Annotated in this window: 16 protein-coding genes and 1 pseudogene; 4 read left to right on the top strand and 13 right to left on the bottom strand. The window is 61.3% G+C overall.

The window, feature by feature from the left end; translation table 11 throughout:
• Positions 1-68 precede the first annotated feature (68 nt).
• From AAGW23_RS20620 to cadR, 4 genes are all read right to left on the bottom strand, one after another.
• Positions 69-956 carry a farnesyl diphosphate synthase gene (locus AAGW23_RS20620; RefSeq protein ID WP_342408138.1) on the bottom strand — a complete coding sequence of 296 codons (888 nt, stop codon included), beginning with the start codon at positions 954-956 and terminating at the stop codon, positions 69-71.
• Entirely contained in the window at positions 953-1,195 is a 243-nt protein-coding gene (locus AAGW23_RS20615) for an exodeoxyribonuclease VII small subunit (RefSeq protein WP_342408137.1), read from the bottom strand. Before AAGW23_RS20615 ends, AAGW23_RS20620 begins: the two co-directional genes overlap by 4 nt.
• 96 nt (positions 1,196-1,291) lie before the next feature.
• Positions 1,292-2,062 carry a sulfite exporter TauE/SafE family protein gene (locus tag AAGW23_RS20610; RefSeq protein ID WP_342408136.1) on the bottom strand — a complete coding sequence of 257 codons (771 nt, stop codon included), beginning with the start codon at positions 2,060-2,062 and terminating at the stop codon, positions 1,292-1,294.
• A gap of 186 nt (positions 2,063-2,248) precedes the next feature.
• Complete coding sequence (cadR, locus tag AAGW23_RS20605; protein ID WP_342408135.1) at positions 2,249-2,668, bottom strand: Cd(II)/Pb(II)-responsive transcriptional regulator; 420 nt, start codon at positions 2,666-2,668, stop codon at positions 2,249-2,251.
• A gap of 101 nt (positions 2,669-2,769) precedes the next feature.
• On the opposite strand from cadR, the gene AAGW23_RS20600 reads away from it, so the two are divergent.
• Positions 2,770-3,429 carry a cation transporter gene (locus tag AAGW23_RS20600; RefSeq protein WP_342408134.1) on the top strand — a complete coding sequence of 220 codons (660 nt, stop codon included), beginning with the start codon at positions 2,770-2,772 and terminating at the stop codon, positions 3,427-3,429.
• A gap of 38 nt (positions 3,430-3,467) precedes the next feature.
• On the opposite strand, the gene AAGW23_RS20595 is transcribed toward AAGW23_RS20600, so the two are convergent.
• The 3 genes from AAGW23_RS20595 to AAGW23_RS20585 all read right to left on the bottom strand — a co-directional run bounded on the left by AAGW23_RS20595 (position 3,468) and on the right by AAGW23_RS20585 (position 6,670).
• Positions 3,468-4,466, bottom strand: a complete 999-nt coding sequence (locus AAGW23_RS20595; RefSeq protein WP_342408133.1) for an SDR family oxidoreductase — start codon at positions 4,464-4,466, stop codon at positions 3,468-3,470.
• A 24-nt stretch (positions 4,467-4,490) separates the two neighbouring features.
• Entirely contained in the window at positions 4,491-5,951 is a 1,461-nt protein-coding gene (locus AAGW23_RS20590; protein ID WP_342408132.1) for a vitamin K epoxide reductase family protein, read from the bottom strand.
• 179 nt (positions 5,952-6,130) lie between these two features.
• Positions 6,131-6,670, bottom strand: a complete 540-nt coding sequence (locus AAGW23_RS20585) for an ATP-dependent zinc protease (protein ID WP_342408131.1) — start codon at positions 6,668-6,670, stop codon at positions 6,131-6,133.
• Positions 6,671-6,955: 285 nt separating this feature from the next.
• Between AAGW23_RS20585 and AAGW23_RS20580 the strand changes: the two genes are divergently transcribed.
• The gene (locus tag AAGW23_RS20580) at positions 6,956-7,843 is read left to right on the top strand and encodes a manganese catalase family protein (protein ID WP_342408130.1); all 888 of its coding nucleotides are present in this window, start codon (positions 6,956-6,958) and stop codon (positions 7,841-7,843) included.
• Positions 7,844-8,133: 290 nt separating this feature from the next.
• On the opposite strand, the gene AAGW23_RS20575 is transcribed toward AAGW23_RS20580, so the two are convergent.
• The 5 genes from AAGW23_RS20575 to AAGW23_RS20555 all read right to left on the bottom strand — a co-directional run bounded on the left by AAGW23_RS20575 (position 8,134) and on the right by AAGW23_RS20555 (position 13,809).
• On the bottom strand, positions 8,134-10,365 hold the full coding sequence (locus AAGW23_RS20575; protein WP_342408129.1) for a xanthine dehydrogenase family protein molybdopterin-binding subunit: 2,232 nt from the start codon (positions 10,363-10,365) through the stop codon (positions 8,134-8,136).
• A 25-nt stretch (positions 10,366-10,390) separates the two neighbouring features.
• A complete protein-coding gene (locus tag AAGW23_RS20570; RefSeq protein ID WP_342408128.1) occupies positions 10,391-11,377 on the bottom strand; it encodes a xanthine dehydrogenase family protein subunit M in 987 nt (328 codons plus the stop codon).
• A gap of 9 nt (positions 11,378-11,386) precedes the next feature.
• Positions 11,387-12,103 carry a (2Fe-2S)-binding protein gene (locus tag AAGW23_RS20565; RefSeq protein WP_342408127.1) on the bottom strand — a complete coding sequence of 239 codons (717 nt, stop codon included), beginning with the start codon at positions 12,101-12,103 and terminating at the stop codon, positions 11,387-11,389.
• Positions 12,104-12,670: 567 nt separating this feature from the next.
• Positions 12,671-12,967, bottom strand: a complete 297-nt coding sequence (locus AAGW23_RS20560; RefSeq protein ID WP_342408126.1) for a hypothetical protein — start codon at positions 12,965-12,967, stop codon at positions 12,671-12,673.
• Positions 12,968-13,095: 128 nt separating this feature from the next.
• Positions 13,096-13,809: an SOS response-associated peptidase family protein gene (locus AAGW23_RS20555; RefSeq protein WP_342408125.1), complete on the bottom strand. Its 714-nt coding sequence runs from the start codon at positions 13,807-13,809 to the stop codon at positions 13,096-13,098.
• A gap of 82 nt (positions 13,810-13,891) precedes the next feature.
• Between AAGW23_RS20555 and AAGW23_RS20550 the strand changes: the two genes are divergently transcribed.
• A complete protein-coding gene (locus tag AAGW23_RS20550) occupies positions 13,892-14,323 on the top strand; it encodes a LexA family protein (protein WP_312937883.1) in 432 nt (143 codons plus the stop codon).
• Entirely contained in the window at positions 14,310-15,590 is a 1,281-nt protein-coding gene (locus AAGW23_RS20545) for a Y-family DNA polymerase (protein ID WP_342408124.1), read from the top strand. The genes AAGW23_RS20550 and AAGW23_RS20545 overlap by 14 nt, the downstream gene beginning before the upstream one ends.
• Positions 15,591-15,596: 6 nt before the next feature.
• On the opposite strand, the pseudogene AAGW23_RS20540 reads toward AAGW23_RS20545, so the two are convergent.
• A pseudogene (locus AAGW23_RS20540) lies at positions 15,597-16,547 on the bottom strand (endonuclease).
• Positions 16,548-16,702 lie beyond the last annotated feature (155 nt).

Here is a 16,702-nt window from a genome sequence, read left to right as displayed (position 1 = left end):
ACGCCTCCAGCATCAACGGTCACCGCCAGGCGGAACAGCCACAGCGGCGAGAACCTTCGATTTGGCTTTTAACTGCGGCGTTCGACGATAAAACAGGCCAGCTGGCGCAGCGGCTCGGCGCTAGGTCCGAGCGGGGCGATGGCGTCGAGCGCCAGGTCACGCAACTCCAGCGCATAAGCCTTGGCGCTGTCCATGCCCAGCAGAGCCGGGTAGGTGGGTTTGTCGCGTGCGATGTCGGCACCTTGGTGCTTGCCCAGCGTCGCGGTGTCGCTTTCCACGTCGAGGATATCGTCCTGGACTTGGAAGGCCAGGCCCACGGCTTGCGCGTATTGCTGCAGCGCTGACAGCGTGGAGGCGTCGGCACGGCCGCTGGCAAGGGCGCCGAGGCGCACGCTGACCTCGATCAGCGCACCGGTCTTGTGCCGGTGCATCAGCTCCAGCGCGGTTCTATCAAGCTTCAGACCCACCGAACCCAGATCAATGGCCTGGCCACCGACCATGCCGGCCGGTCCGGCTGCGCGTGCAAGGCTGGCGACCATATCCAGGCGCAGTGAGGGATCCGCAGGGTTGTGAGCATCGAGCGACAGGGCCTCGAAGGCCAGGCTCTGCAAACCGTCGCCGGCGAGAATGGCGCAGGCTTCGTCGAAGGCTTTGTGCGTGGTGGGCTGGCCACGACGCAGGTCATCGTCATCCATAGCGGGCAGATCGTCATGCACCAGCGAATAGGCATGAATCAGCTCGACAGCACAGGCTGCACCATCTGCCAGAGCAACCTCACCCTCGAGTGCCTCGCACGCGGCGTAGACCAGCAGCGGGCGGACGCGCTTGCCACCATTCATCACGCTGTAGCGCATGGCCTGATAGAGGCGTTCGAGCTGCGGCCGGGGCGGGTAGAAGAGCGTGTCGAGGCAGCTGTCTACGCGTTGCTGGCAGCGTTTCTGATAGGCGCCGATCATGCTTCAGGGTCCATCTCGAATGGGGCTTCCTGCAGTTTTCCGTCGCGCTCGAGGAGGATCTGCACCTTCTGCTCGGCCTGGCTAAGTGCCGCCTGGCAATCGCGAGTCAGGCCGATGCCCTGCTCGAAGCAGGTCAGCGAATCCTCCAGCGACAGCTCGCCACTTTCCAGGCGCTCGACCAGCTGCTGTAACTCAGTGAGGGATTGTTCAAAATCGAGGGCGACTTTCTTGCGGGCCATGCGGGAACCTGTTCTCTGCGGCTGCTCTGAATCGGTCGCGACACTAGCAGAGCTCTGCGGCAGAAGCCATAAGCCGACCGGGCTAGATGCCTGTGGTCAGGGCAGGTACATCGCCTTGAAGTAATAAAGGGTCATGACGCTGCCGACCAAAATGACGAAAAGACGCAGCGAGGTTGCCGGTAGTTTCTTGCTCAGCGCACCGCCAGCGTAGCCGCCGAGCGTGGTGCCCACCAGCAGGATCGCCAGCTCGTAGCCGCTCACGCGACCGGCAATCACGAAGGTCGCCGTGGCAACGCTATAAATCACCGCAGAGATCAGGTTTTTCAACGCGTTGGCGCGGACCAATTGATGACCTTCGATGGAAAAGGCCGCGAGCTGGAGGATGCCCATACCCGCGCCGAAATAGCCGCCGTAGATCGAGACCAGTCCGTGAGCGGCCAAAGACATCGGGGCGTGAGGCGGCACCGCATTGCTGTCTTTACGGCGCGCTGCGAGCCAGCGGCTCAGCCAGGGGCTGGCGGCAAACAGCACGGTAGCGAGCAGTAACAACCAGGGAATGAGCAGGCTGAAGACGTCATCGCCGCTGGCCAGCAGCAACAGGCCGCCCAGCAGACCACCGACCAGGCCCGCCAGCAGCAGGGGGATCAGGTAACGGCCAAGGGGGCGTAACGCCGAGCGCGCTGCCCAGGCGGCGGCGAGGCTGGCAGGCCAGAGCGCTACGGCATTCGTCGCGTTGGCGGTCACGGGTGGCAAGCCCGTTGCGAGCAAGGCGGGAAACGAAAAGAAGGTGCCGCCGCCTGCGAGTGCGTTCATGCCTCCCGCAGCAAAGCCGGCAGCGATCAACAGCAGCATATCGAACAGGGGCATTGGAAAAGCTCGCGGCAAAAGAGCCGAAGAGTATCGCTGCCGCTCTGTTGCGCCAAGCATGTCATTTGCAGCTCTCAAGCGACCAGTGCCAGCGAGGCGCCTGCTGGCCATGTTTTGCTCTGGGATGGAGCTGTGCGCGTGCCAGGTCTCGCTAGCAGCGCAGTGGCCGCGGCGAGAAACTGCTGCCTACGGCTGCGTATCGTCGCTAGCTATCGGCGAACTGCTCAGCTCGTTGAGAATGCCGCAGCCGTGCATGGCGCTGTTGCCAGGGCAGCAGCTGCGCAATTCCTGCAACTGACGTTCAAGGGCATGTAGGTTGTCCAGCCGGGTGCGGACGCGTTCGAGCTGCTCGTCGATCAGCAGATTGATGTCTCCGCAGCTGGCGTCAGGGTGGTTGGAGAATTCCAGCAGCCGGCGGATATCAGCCAGGCCAATGTCCAGTGCGCGGCAATGGCGAATGAACGTCAGCTGCGCCAGCTGCTTGGATGAGTAGGACCGGTAACCGTTGGCGCCGCGCTCCGGGGCGGGCATCAAACCGATCTTTTCGTAATAGCGAATGGTCTCGACGTCGACCTCGGCCGCTGTGCTCAGCTCGCCTATGCGCATCATGGCCTCCTGCTTGTCGGCTTGATTCGGTAAATAGGGCTTGACCCTGGAGTTGCTCCAGGGTGTGCAATGGCTCCGAATATAGTTCAGGAGGACATCCAATGTCGTCGAGATGCTGTGATTCCGGTTGTTCAAAACCAGCAGTCAACCCGGTTTTTCGCAAGGCGCTGTGGGTCGCGCTGGCGATCAATCTGCTTATGTTTGGTGTTGAACTCGTCAGTGGGCTGCGTTCAGGCTCGGTCTCTCTGCTGGCCGACGCCATCGATTTCGCAGGCGATGCCGCCAACTACGGCATTACCCTGGTAGTGCTGTCGATGGGGCTGGTCTGGCGCTCACGGGCGGCCATGGTCAAAGGCGTGACGATGCTCGCGTTCGGCGTATTCGTGCTGGCTCGCGCGGGCTGGTCGATTTATGCCGATGTGGTGCCCGAGCCGCTGACCATGGGCATCATCGGTGCGCTGGCGTTGATTGCCAATGTTGTTGTGGCGCTCATGCTCTATGCCTTTCGCGAGGGTGATTCGAACATGCGCTCGGTCTGGCTGTGCAGCCGCAACGACGCGATTGGTAACGTCGCTGTAATGGTCGCCGCCGCCGGGGTGTTTGGCACCGGCTCCGGCTGGCCGGATCTGATTGTGGCACTGGTCATGGCCGGGCTTGCCTTGTCCGCCGGTTTTTCGGTCGTTCGGCAGGCGCGGCAGGAGCTGACGTCTCACTCTGCGAAACAGGGCGCCTCTGTCTCGTCAGACACCAAGGCGGGCTGACGGAGCCACGGGCCCTGGCAGGTCGCCGATGCGTGGCCCTAACTGGCGATGGCCGCGACCAGGGCGATGACGAGTAAGGCGATCACGGCCAAGCCTCCGGCGGCCAGCTTGCCGACTGTTTCGGCACTCAGGCCGAGCGCTTTGTCTTTCACCTGGTTGCCGAACCGCCCGTCGATTCGATGCAGGCCGTCGACCGGCTGGAACAGGTTGTCTGGCTGGTCGTCACTGGCCGGCTCATCGGTCATCTGGCCGCTCCAGGCCTGCTTGGCCATCATCCGGTCAAGCAGGCCGGGCATGAACATGTTGCCGATGATCGCCTGGAACGCGGCGCGCCCCAGCCAGAGTTCACGCGGCGCATCGGTCGCGGCACGCAGAATGGCGCGTGCGGCCACCTCCGGCGTATGGATGGGCGGAACCGGCTGCGGGCGTTTGCCCATCTTGTTACGCGACCAATCGAATTGCGGCGTGTTGTGCGCCGGAAGCTGGACCATGGTCAACCGGACCTGGCTGTTGGTATGGATCAGTTCGCAACGCAGCGAATCGGTGAAACCTCGGATTGCGAATTTCGCCGCGCAGTAGGCTGATTGCAGCGGAACTGAACGGTAGGACAATGCTGAGCCGACCTGGACGATGGTGCCGCGGTTGCGCGCCTCCATGTAGCGCAGCGCCGCCAGCGTGCCGTGAACGAAACCCAGATAGGTCACCTCGGTGACCCGCTTGAATTCCGCGGCGCTGGTCTTGTTGACTGGTCCGAACACCGTCGCCATGGCCGCATTGACCCATACCTCGATCGGGCCCAGCTCCGCTTCGATTCGCTCGGCGGCGTGATCGACGGCTTCGGCATCGGCAACATCGGCCGAAATCGCCAACACCTTCGCGCCGGCCGCTTCCAGTTCTTCGCGTGTGTCGGACAGGCCCTGCTCACCGCGCGCGATCACTGCCACGCGAAAGCCCGCCTGCGCGAACGCATGGGCCGTTGCCCGGCCCACGCCAGCGGTGCCTCCACAAATCACGGCAGTTTGTTCGCGGTCGCTCATCTAAAAACTCCTGTCTGTGATGGGTTAGCGCAGCAGCGCGTTCCAGCCTGCATAGCGGTGGCGGATCGGCCCCCGCGGAAGGCTCAGGCCGATGATCAGTACACCGGCAATCAGGCTGCCAACGGTGGCGGCGAAGCCGGCGCCGTCTAGAAAGGACGGCGCGGCGATCAGCCAGGCGCCGATCGGCAGGTTGAGAAAGCGCAGCGGACGTGCGACTTCGGCAAAGGCCAGCACCGAGACGGTGATCAACAATGAGCCCATCAGGTGATCGCTGTTGGCCATCGAGCCCTCAGTGCCGAAGATCAGACGGGTGCACATCAGCCAGACGCCAAGGATGCAGAGCAAGAAAAGGCCCCAGGGCAGGTTCACGCCGCGCAGGCCTTTCAATGTCATGGATGACAAGCTGCCGTCGAACTCCGGCGTGTTGTCTTCCCGTGCGCCTTCCATTGCATCGCCGTGCCAGAAGGTCTTCCAGAAGGGCTTGCCACGCCTGCGCGCATCCTTGAGGAACTGCCCCATGGCCACCAGCTCATCCAGGGCGTAGGGCATCATCACCAGCATCGCCAGCGCCTGGACCAAGCAGAGGGTGCACCAGGTGTCGATGAAGATCGGCTGCGCGATGATGAAAAAGATACTCACCGCGCCCAATGGCACTACCACCACGCCGAACGCGGCGACCATCCAGGGCATGGTCCGCCACCGGCGGGCGTCGCCCATCACCGCCATCAAGAGTTCGATCATGTAGGCCATGACCCCGACACCGGCATCGGATACCGGCCAGGCGCGTGACATGTCGGAGGTGATGATGGTCTCGGTACCGTTGGGCTCGGTTCCGAAGAATGGATCCCAGGCGTTGGCGGTGTGCCCCAACTGGTAGCCGGCCAGGTAACGCGCCAGCAGGATGCCGATTACGGCGAGAAAGGCGATCGGCAACCGCTGCATCCAGGTCGAGGGGTTGTAATCCCAGCCCGGCGGCACGGCGGCCTTCTGCATCATGCCGCTCATGCTCATGCCGGGCATCATCGGCACCAAGGTGGAAAAGGCGATCACCAGTCCGCCCACCAGAAGGGCGTTGCCGTAGCTGGCAGGCGACGGCGTCCAGAACAACAGCGGCGCGAGCATCAGCCACAGGCCCATGGCAGTGTTCGCCCACTGCGCCCAGGCGATACGTTTCAGCGAAAGAATTGAAAACAGCACGATCAAGGCACCACTGACGACATCATTCCAGCTCATCATCAGCACTCGCGTGGCGACGTCCGGCAGCTCACGCTCGCTCGCCAGTCTCGGCAAGTCGAGATCGGTTGGCGAGATGTTCAGGTAGCCAAAGATGAAGGGGGCGCCGAGCACCCAGAGCCCCAGCAGTGCGTTGACGAAATGGCACCACAGCGTAGCGAGCCGGCGTCGCTCCATCATCTGCATGTGCGCGTCCATGCCCATGTCCGACGGCATGGCGCCCTGTCTCAGGTACTCACCTTGATGCTCCACGAATCCCCCGCATGACCGGTCGTTGTGCTGAGGTCAGCCCAGGTAGCCAGGGCTGCTATTCAGTTGACCGGAGGGGCCTGGGTGAGTTGCAGAAAAAGCGCCGGGCTTGCGGCTTGATGCCGACGGCAGCGCTCAGCGTGCTGGCTAGCGCGCAGTGACCGGACGAGTTTGGAGTGTGTTTACTGCCTAGAATCGGGACAGCTTGGCTCGACGGTAAAGGTCTTGGATGAATCCACCGGGCCGACCTTTTCCAAGGTGCGGCGGCCAATCAGCACCGGGTAATTCATTTTGTCCCTGTCGTTTAGCGAGAACTGTTCTTCGTATATCTGGTTGCCGAGGCAGACCTTCATCAGCACCACCGGCCGCTCTTCAGCGCCGCCTGCACCGCGCACCTTGATGTCGCGTATCAGCTCGCGTTCCAGGCGCGTGCGCACCTGCTTGTCGGTGTTGATGTCTTCCAGCTCGACGGTGAACCGAACCCAGTCCTCGCCATCCTTCTCGAAATGATCGATGTTTTCCGCATGCATGGAAGAGGTCAGCGCGCCGGTGTCGAGCTTGAATTTCACCGCCACTCGTTCGGGAAGAATCAAGCCTTCCTCGACCCAGCCGAGCACCTGTGGCGAGTCGGCAAATCCTGACGTGCTGCCAAGCGAAAGCGCTGCGGCTGCAAGAAGCAAGGGGACGAACCGGTTACGGATGGAGCCTAAGCGATGACGCATCTGAGACCTCGATCAGCAAAAGCTGTGGATTCGATAGAGTCGTCTGGCTTGGAACCGTTCACGTGTTTCATGGCAGACCAAGCAAAAAATGGGCGGAAGACCGTCAAGCAGCGACGAGAAGCCATCTCTATTTCTCATGGGCTCCATTAAAAAAAATAATCGGACGGCTGCTACTTCTTGCACTCCATAACTAGGGTCGCCTGCAATCAGTGCAGTTCGCAGCGACCATTTCAACCCATAGACAGGAGGCAGTGAATTAGGGAAGCCCAACTTGAGAGGTGAACCATGTTCGTCCATAACAAACGACTTCAATATACCGTGCGAGTAGCCGCTCCGAATCCGGGGCTGGCCAACCTGATGCTCGAGCAGTTCGGCGGACCGCAAGGCGAGTTGGCCGCTGCGATGCGTTACTTCGTCCAAGGTGTCGCCGAGGATGACCCAGGCCGCAAAGACATGCTCATGGACATTGCGACCGAGGAACTCAGTCACCTGGAAGTCATCGGCTCAATCGTCGGCATGCTGAACAAGGGTGCCAAGGGCGAGTTGTCCGAAGGTGTCGAAAAGGAAGCGGATCTGTATCGCTCCCTGACCGGTGGCGGCAACGATTCGCACATCACCTCGCTGCTGTACGGCGGTGGTCCGGCGCTGACCAATTCGGCGGGTGTGCCCTGGACGGCGGCCTACGTGGACTCCATTGGCGAGCCGACCGCAGATCTGCGTTCCAACATTGCCGCCGAGGCGCGCGCCAAGATCGTCTATGAGCGTCTGATCAACGTGACCGACGACCCCGGCATCAAGGATGCACTCAAATTTCTGATGACCCGCGAAATCGCGCACCAGAAATCCTTCGAAAAGGCCTTGCACGCGATTCAACCCAACTTCCCTCAGGGCAAGCTGCCGGGTGATCCGCAATTTGCCAACGTCTACTACAACCTCTCGCAGGGCGAAGGCGACTTGCGCGGCCCGTGGAACCAGGGGCCGGAGTGGGAATTTGTCGACAACCCGGAGCCGGCAGTAAACGGCGGTGATGGGAAGCCGTCCGTTGATCTGAGCAAGGCACAGCAGAAAGTGGTGCAGCAGATGGCGGTGCGAACCCAGTCCGACGTGTCCGTCGACCCGATGACCGGTGCCGATCTCGGTTCGGGAGAGGCCATCAAGAAAGGCAAGAGCTGACGGGCGAGCGCTACCGATTCGTCTGTAATCAGACGCATCGGTAGCGTTTTGTTTGCGGCTTCGTGAGCCGGCCTTTAAGGCCGGCTTTTTCGTGTCGGACGGCCCGTTGCTGAAAGGTGAGCCGTGGCATCGAAGCGTTTCGCCTGGCTGCCTGCGCGAGTGCTACGTGTGGCTCGCATCAGTCTCAACACTGGGAAGAAACCGAGCCACCACGTGCAGAGCGCTGGCCCAGCGGTCAGGGCATGCTGCCGTCGCCTGAGCGAGTGGCTGCCTTCCAGCAGCCACTGCAGTTACGCCTGTTTCACCGAAGCCGAGGCGTCCATCAGCTTGTCCAGGGTGATCGGCAGGTCGCGGATGCGCTTGCCGGTGGCGTGGTAGACCGCGTTGGCAATCGCGGCGGGTATCCCGGTGATGCCGATCTCGCCAATGCCGCGCGCACCGAACTCGTTGAACTTGAAGTCCGGATAGTCGAGCAGGATCACGTCGATATCCGGCTGGTCCGCATGCACCGGCACCAGGTATTCGGCGTAGTTGTTGTTGACCGGGCGTGCATCGCGGTGGTCGTAGTCGGTCTGCTCGAAACGCGCCATGCCGATGCCCATGACGATGGAACCCTCGACCTGGTTACGCGACGTCAGTGCGTTGATGGCGCGGCCGACATCGATGGCGCTGACCACGCGGGTGACGCGCAGGTTGGAAATGCCCGGGTCCCAGCGAACTTCGACGAAATGTGCACCGAACGAGCGGAAGGCATAGGTCTCAGTGGGGGCGCCTTCGGTATGCGCCTCACCGTCGGCACTGGCCAGCTGACGGGCCTTGAGCACCTCGGCGAAACCGATCGACTTCCCATCGGTGTTCTTCAGCTGACCGTCTTCGAAAGTAAGGTCCTCTGGCTTGGCATCTGGAAAGGCCCCGTTTTCCGACGTCGCATACTCCTTGAGCACCTCGATGGCCTTGCGCCCGGCTGCGGCGATAGCGGGCAGGGTGGTCGCCGTCGCCCAGGAGCCGCCGGAGATTGGCCCTGACGGATAGGAGGAGTCACCCAGCTCGACCTCGATCTTTTCCAGCGGCACGCCGGTCACGTCACTCACCGCCTGCGCCACGATGGTGTAGGTGCCGGTGCCGATGTCCTGAGTGGCGCAAGAAGCGAAGGCGGAACCGTCTGCACGCAGCGACACCCGCGCGTCACAAGGTCGGCGGATCGCCTCCCAATTGCAGCTCGCCATGCCCCAGCCAATGATTTCATTGCCCTCGCGCATCGAGCCGATTGCTGGATTGCGTTTGGCCCAGCCAAAACGCTGGGCGGCCTGGTCGTAGGCTTCACGAATCTGATTGCTCGACCAAGGCAGTCCCTTGCTCTCGTCAGTGTCGGAGACATTGCGACGGCGGAATTCGAGCGGGTCCATGCCGAGTTGCTCGGCCATCTCGTCCATCGCCGATTCCAGCGCAAACATGCCCGGCGCCGCGCCTGGCGCGCGCATCGAGGTGGGCGTGCCGCGGTTGGTACGGGCCGCAGCGTGGGTCACGCTCAGGTTGTCGCAGCTGTACAGGCCCTGAGTCATCTTTCCGCAGGACTCGACGTAGGTATCGACCTGGTCGACCGTAGACGTGGTGTAGACCGTTTCGTGGCGCAGCGAGACCAATCGCCCTGCATTGTCGGTGCCCAGCCGCATGCGCTGGCGCGTTTCGGGGCGGTGGCCGGTGGTGGTGAACATTTCCTGGCGCGGTACCACGAGCTGCACGGGCCGACCGATTTCCCGGGCGGCCGCCGCCGCGGCAATCGCGTTCGGCCAGGGCCACAGCTTGCTGCCGAAACCCGAGCCGAGAAACGGCGTCAGCACCTCGACCCGATCCTGCGATAGGCCAAACACCTTGGCATAGACGTTGCGCGCATTCACCACGCCCTGGGTCGTGTCGTACATCGTCAGCTTGCCGTCATTCCAGGCCGCTACGGTGGCGTGCATCTCCATCGGATTGTGCGTTTCGACCGGCGTGTAGTACGTGGCATCGATGGCCTTGGCCGCGCTCCCGTAAGCCTGCTCAGGATTGCCCCGGGTATGGTTGGATTTTTTCTGCATCTTGCTGCCGTTGCGCTCGACAGCCTGGTCTAGGTTGGCGATGGCCGCACTCTTCTGATAATCGACCTTGACCTTGTAGGCGGCGGCACGGGCGTTCTCGAAGGTGTCGGCGACCACCAGCGCGACGAACTGCCCGGCGTAATAGACCTTGTTGTCTTCGAACGGCAGGCGCACCTCGTCGACCTTGTTCTCCTGCGCCATGCTGCTCGGCGTGTGGTACAGCTTCGGGAAGTGGTTGTGATGAAAGATGTCGATCACGCCCGGCGACTGTTTCGCCACGCTTGTATCGATGTGGGTGATTTCGCCGCGGGCGATGGTGCTGAACACGCCGTATGCGTACGCCATGCCGGGCAGGTTGTTGTCCGAGGAATACTTGGCGCGGCCGGTCAGCTTCTGCGGGCCGTCGATGCGTGGCTTGGCAGCACCGATGATTTTTTCGCTCATGGTTGCAGTCCTGTATTGGCTGGCTCTATCCGGCGGTGAGGTTTGTCAGCGTGCGCACGATGGCTTGCTGGCCCAGCGGAATCTTGAAGGCGTTGTGCTCGTAGCCCTTGGCCCCTTGCATGGCGATGCGTGCAGCCTTCTCGAAGGTGGCGGTATTAGCCGGTTGCCCTTTGAGAGCCTGCTCGGCTTCCAGGACGCGCCAGGGTTTGGTCGCGACGCCGCCAAGTGCCAGACGCACCTCGCGAATGGTGTTGCCCTCGAGCGCAACGATGACCGCGCTCGAAGCCAGGGCAAACTGGTACGAGGAACGGTCGCGCAGCTTTAGATACGCGCTTTTTCCGCCCTGCATCGGCGCGTTAAGGGTGACATGGGTGATCAGCTCATCATCCTTGAGCGCGAACTCTTCCCAGGGCTTGTCGCCCGGCAGCAGGTGAAAGTCGAGAAAGTCGATATCGCGTGCCCCATTGGGGCCGACGACGTTGACCTTGGCACCAATGGCCGCCATCGCCACGCACATGTCGGAGGGGTGGCTGGCGATGCACTGATCACTGGTGCCCAGCACCGCGTGCACCGAACGGTTGTGCCCGCCGATGGCCGAGCAGCCAGAGCCTGGGTCGCGCTTGTTGCAGGCCGAGGTGCCGTCGCGAAAGTAGGGGCAGCGTACCCGTTGCATGACATTGCCACCGGTGGTCGCCTTGTTGCGCAACTGCGTCGAGGCGCCGGAGAGCAGTGCTTCGGACAGCACCCGGTAGTCTTTTTCCACGCGCGGATGTCGGGCCAGCGCAGCGTTGGAAACCATGGCGCCGACCTTGAGTCGTCCATCATCCAGTTCTTCGACCTGATTGAGCTGCAGCCGATTGACGTCGACCATCAGCTCGGGACGCATGAGGTCGAGCTTGACCATGTCCAGCAGGTTGGTCCCACCGGCCAGGAACGAGGCATTTTTGCCCGCGGAATAAGTTGCGACCGCCTGCTCGACGCTGTCGGCGCGGCTGTATTCGAAATGGCGCATGTCGGCCTCCTAGGCGGGCTTCATCTGCTTGCGCGCCGACTGGATGGCGCTGAGGATGTTCTTGTAGGCCCCGCAGCGGCAGATGTTGCCGCTCATGGCCTCACGCACGGAGAGATCGTCCTTGCCCACGCTCGGGTCGTTGAGGATGGCCACCGCCGTCATCATCTGGCCCGAGGTGCAGTAGCCGCATTGATAGGCATCGTGTTCGAGGAACGCCTGCTGGATGGGATGCATCTGGCCGTCGCGCTCCAGGCCTTCGACCGTGGTGATCTCGTCGCCGTCGTGGGCAATCGCCAGGCTCAGGCAGGAATTGATCGCCTGCCCGTTGACGTGAATGGTGCATGCGCCGCACTGGCCGTGATCGCAGCCTTTCTTGGTGCCGGTCAGATCAAGCTGGTGGCGCAGCACGTCGAGCAAGACCATGTTGGCCGCGACGTCCAGCGTGTGGGGTTTGCCGTTGACCTTGAGCGTGATCCGCTGCTGGCCGGCCGTCGGGCCCGCTTCGCCATCCGGTCGCTGCGCCGCCGGCTCCTCCTTGTCGTCATTGACGTAACCGACGCGGCCCCAGGCGGGCACCGCAGCCGCCGCCAGGCCGGTGGCCCCGACCGCCTTGAGAAAGGCGCGACGCGATCGGGACGCGTTGTCGGGGTCATGGATCTCGACCCCGCTGCGTGAATTCTTTTCGCGAGCGTCCTGCCCGGGCGGGTTTCGGTTGTCATCGGCCATGGTCTGCCCCATCGCTGGGCTGCCTTGCGGCAGCGGGTTGCTGACTGGCGTTCTTCACACGCCGTCCTGATGCCGGCGGCGAGGCGCCGAGCAGGATTGAGATAGGGTTGGACTGCCCTGGGGCGGCAAGCGTTTCAGGGCAGGGCGTGCGTGACACGGGATGCGGAAGATGACAGCCAAGGTGACAGAAGCGGACAAGCGCTGCGATATCGGGGCAAAGCCCCTCTAGCAGCGGGGTGGCGCGTTGGCTTTTGATGGTTCAGAGGGCGGCGACCGCTCGTCGATTTGCGATCCGGGGCCGGGGTGAAGTGTCGAGGCTCGGGCTGTTGCGAACAGAAATTTTAGGCAATAAAAAGCCGGCTTGTGGCCGGCATTTAATCTGCATAACCTTTTGTTTTTTCAGTATTTATTTTTAGTAAAACAATCTTACCCGCACGCCTACCCACACAGAGGTTTGAGCTAGTCCTTCAGAACGGTGTCATTGCACCTAAGCTGGGCACGATCAACCTTGAGGAGGCAGGCACTTTCACGCCTAGTCAGTATGATGATTCGCGGCCCTATGTCCGATCACATATCGTCGCTGATGTGACTCGGCAAGTCCTGATCTGGCGTGGATGACGATACTGGCACTAATCGTATTTTGCCGTCGATTGAGGCCTCCTCTAGGGGTGGCTTGCGAGTGGCATCAAGCATGTATTTTAGCGTGGTTTCTAAGCTCTCCATCGACCCTTCTTCAAGGACTACCGGGCGCTCCGTCCACATTTCGATCTCGCCGCTTTGGTCGTAGTAGACTTCATGTATCTTGAAGGTGGCCCCTTCGATAGGGTCTTGGCTCTTGATGACCCTATAGTTCCAAGTGTTCATTCGAACGTGTCACCAATCGATTACGTTGGTGAGAAGGTTAGCAAATACTCGCGTGTGGATTGGATCTGACCAAAGAGTAATACTCCTTAAGGTTCGCCATTTTATCGTCGAGCGAGGTCCCGAGTGGTTCACAACAAGGGGTGGGCGATCGGATTGATAAGTTCGGGCCCCTCATTCCGTGCGTTCCCGACGGCCCTGCCCACTGGATGCCATTGGAATTCCTCCACGCACAAGCCATGCTCTAGTGCGAGCACTTCAGCCTCGCTTGGCGGTAAATCCGGGGCCATCCACTGAGCGGCGTACTCCGGCGATAGAGCCAGTGGACGCCGGTCGTGAATGTCAAGCATGCCGGCCTCACTGGAGGACGTAATGACAACAAAGCCGTCGCCGTCTCGCGGTTCCAGCGAGCCGCCTCGCTGAAACCGCCCGAGCGCTGCGAAGAACATCGGCTCGCCGCTACGGAGCGTGATGTAGTAGGGCTGCTTGATCTTCGGGTTGGACGCGTCCTTCTTCCACTCGTACCAACCATCAGCGGGCACTATTGCGCGGCCGGTTTGCCAGATATCGCGAAAGAACTTGCTAGTCGCGGCCGTTTCCACCCTGGCATTTATCGCTGGTGGTCGCTTCCCCTGTGCCCACAATGGGGCGTAACCCCATTTGAATGAATCCATGCGCAGCCCATCATCGTCCTGGTGCAGGAGCTGAACCATTGATTGCGGACACACGTTGTATCGTCCGATCGGCTCAGGATTCACGCCGCCACGCAATGGCAAGGGTAGCTGCACCGCGATCTTGTCCAAATATTCATAAGCGACTCGGTACTGAGCAAAACGTCCACACATGGGTGCCCCCGCACATCTGGTTCAATTGACCGGACTCTAGCCTCAGAATACTGTATGTGCATACAGTTACGAGGTCTGTACCATGCCCGTCCACATCTTGGGACCTGCTGCTCCCGCCACAATTGCACTGCCGTTTTTCAGTTTCTGCGTGCCCGCGGGATTCCCGAGCCCAGCGCAGGACCACATGGAAGGGAGCATCTCGCTCGACGAGCTGATGAACATCCGAGCTCCGCATACCTACCTGGCGCGCGCAGACGGGGAGAGCATGATCCAGGTCGGCATTTTCGACCGAGACATTCTGATCATCGACCGGGGACGGGAGGCCGAGAAGGGGGAGGTGATCATTGCAGCGCTGAATAACGAGCCTCTGGTCAAGATTTTCGACCGAGCCGGCAGCCAGGTCATTCTGCGCTCGGCCAATCCGAAGTTCCCGCCGCGGTACCTCCTCGAAAGCGAAGAACTCTACGTATGGGGCGTGGTGTCATACAGCATCCGAATCCATGGCAAGTACTGAGCGGGCCATTGCCCTCATCGATTGCAACTCGTTCTACGCCAGTTGCGAACGTGTCTTCCGACCAGACTTGCGTCGTACGCCTATCGTCGTGCTTTCGAACAATGACGGCTGCGTGATTGCGCGTTCGGCCGAGGCCAAGCAGCTCGGCATCAAAATGGGCGTGCCGTATTTTCAGATCCGGCGCGATCTGGAGCGTTGGGGCGTCGTGGTGTTTTCCAGCAACTACGCCCTGTACGGCGATATGAGCGAGCGCGTCATGACGGTCATTGAGAGCCTGGTGCCTGAGGTTGAGGTGTACTCGATCGACGAGTCGTTTGCGGACCTTACCGGTGTGCCAGACGTCGAAGTGCTCGGCAGGCGGATCCGCGCTGAGGTACTGCGCAGCACAGGTATCCCGGTCGGGGTGGGCATTGGGGAGACCAAGACGCTCGCCAAGCTGGCGAACCATTCAGCGAAGCGCTGGCAGAAGCAGACGGGTGGGGTAGTGGACCTTCTCGACCCGGTGCGGCGCGACAAGGTACTGCGTGTGACTGAAGTCGGCGATGTATGGGGTGTCGGACGCCGGATGACCGAGCATCTGAACAGGATGGGCATACGTACTGCTTGGGATCTAGCCAGCGCGGATGCCTGGACCCTGCGCAAAAAATTCAGCGTCGTTATCGAGAAAACTTCCCGCGAACTGCGCGGCACGCCGTGCCTCGATCTGGAGGACGTCGCGTCACCCAAAAAGGAAATCTGCTGCTCGCGGATGTTCGGCAAGCGCCTGCGCGAGCTGGAACCAATCAAGGAGGCAGTGGCGGCATACGCCGCCAGGGCCAGCGAGAAACTGCGGGCCCAACAGTCCATGTGCAAGCGCGTACGGGTGAGTATTCGCACCGGGATGTTCAACCCCGATGAGCCGAAGTTCGCAAAGGGTGTGGTATGCGAGCTGCCTTACCCGACTGACGATACCAGGTACATCACCCGCGCGGCACTCGCAGGGCTGGCGCATGTGTATCGAGCGGATTTTTCCTTCAGTAAAGCCGAGGTTCTGCTGATGGACCTGCGGCAGCGAGGTGAGTACACCGACGATCTCTTCGCCGAAACCCAGCCGGAGGCGTCGGAGCGCGTGATGGGCGTGATGGATGCAATCAATGCAAAGTGGGGGCGCAACACGCTTCGGCCAGGCCGCGTACCCACCGCGCCCGATTGGGGCATGCGGCGAGAGATGATGAGTCAGAGTTTCACGACGCGGATTGATCAGCTGTGGACGGTAGGGTGCAAGTAAGACGCTCTATCGGCAATTGCCCGCTTTCCGGTAGCCTGCCGCACTGGCCTCTGCTTCCGATTTGAACGGTACCTGATTCTTCGGTGACACCGCGCCGTAGCTAGGGCAGCCCTGCGGCAGGTGGTAGATTTTGCTGTTGCGGTTGCCGATGATTAAATCAGCGCTAGCCTTCTCTGTCGTGGAGGCTGCGGCTCGGGTAGGAATGGCGCTCACGATGCCGTCGCGGGTCGGCTTGTGGCCAAGGCTCCAAGAGCGCTCACCAGTGATGAAAGGATTCGGGTGCCCCATGACCTTCGCGGTACGGCTGTTCCATTCCTTTTCCCAGGCGGACACTGGGTACTGCCGATTCCATGCCATTAGCAACTGCTGCTGTTGGCGCGACATAGACAGCCCGTATCGATCGTACATATAGAAGGTGGCTCGCGAGGCAATGCCTTTGGCTTCGTTCCGCGGCTCGGCGGCGCGCTCCTTGAAATCCACCTTTGTGGTGCACGCTCCGTACTGCGGCGCTACGCCGGTGACCATGCCGTACTGGTAGTTGCTACGGTCGCCATTGACCTCGCCAACCGAAGGGTACAGGTTGAATAGGTCGGCCTACATAACGCGAAAAACCGGATCGTCCGAAATGCAATTTTTACGTCCGCCGTTCTGCCAGCACTGGCGCTGATGGCCGAACACCCAGGCGGGCACGATATGTTCCCACTCGATCCGGTCGGCGCGGTTCTGCTGAGCGCGGGTTTCGTAGCCGCAGGACGCGGGATCAATTCGGCCGCCCGATTTCCCTGTCCATTCCCACTTGCAGCCACAGTAGAGTTCGCCAAGAGGGCTCGATGCCTGGTCGAAGAAAATTTGCTGCTTAGCAATCACCTTAGCTGTGGCGAAGCTGGCGGGCGCTTCGGCATGTGCGCTGATGGAGGAGAAGAGGGCGGCGAATACTACGAACAGCAGGGCAGTCATATCGAGGATGGCTTACAGAAGAAATAAGTGCGTATTGTACGGATGGCGCGCAAGCAGCTAAGCATCCAGCGGCTGCATTCGGCCGATTCTGTTGAAAAAGTAGGTTTAGCGGCAGCAAGGCGGTCGGATGTACCTGCTGTCGAAATGGCTGCAAG

The organism is Stutzerimonas chloritidismutans (genome assembly GCF_038562055.1).
Taxonomy (GTDB): Bacteria; Pseudomonadota; Gammaproteobacteria; order Pseudomonadales; family Pseudomonadaceae; genus Stutzerimonas; species Stutzerimonas chloritidismutans_A.
The sequence above is the reverse complement of the archived record's forward strand: the minus strand, read 5'-3'. Positions and strand labels throughout refer to the sequence as shown.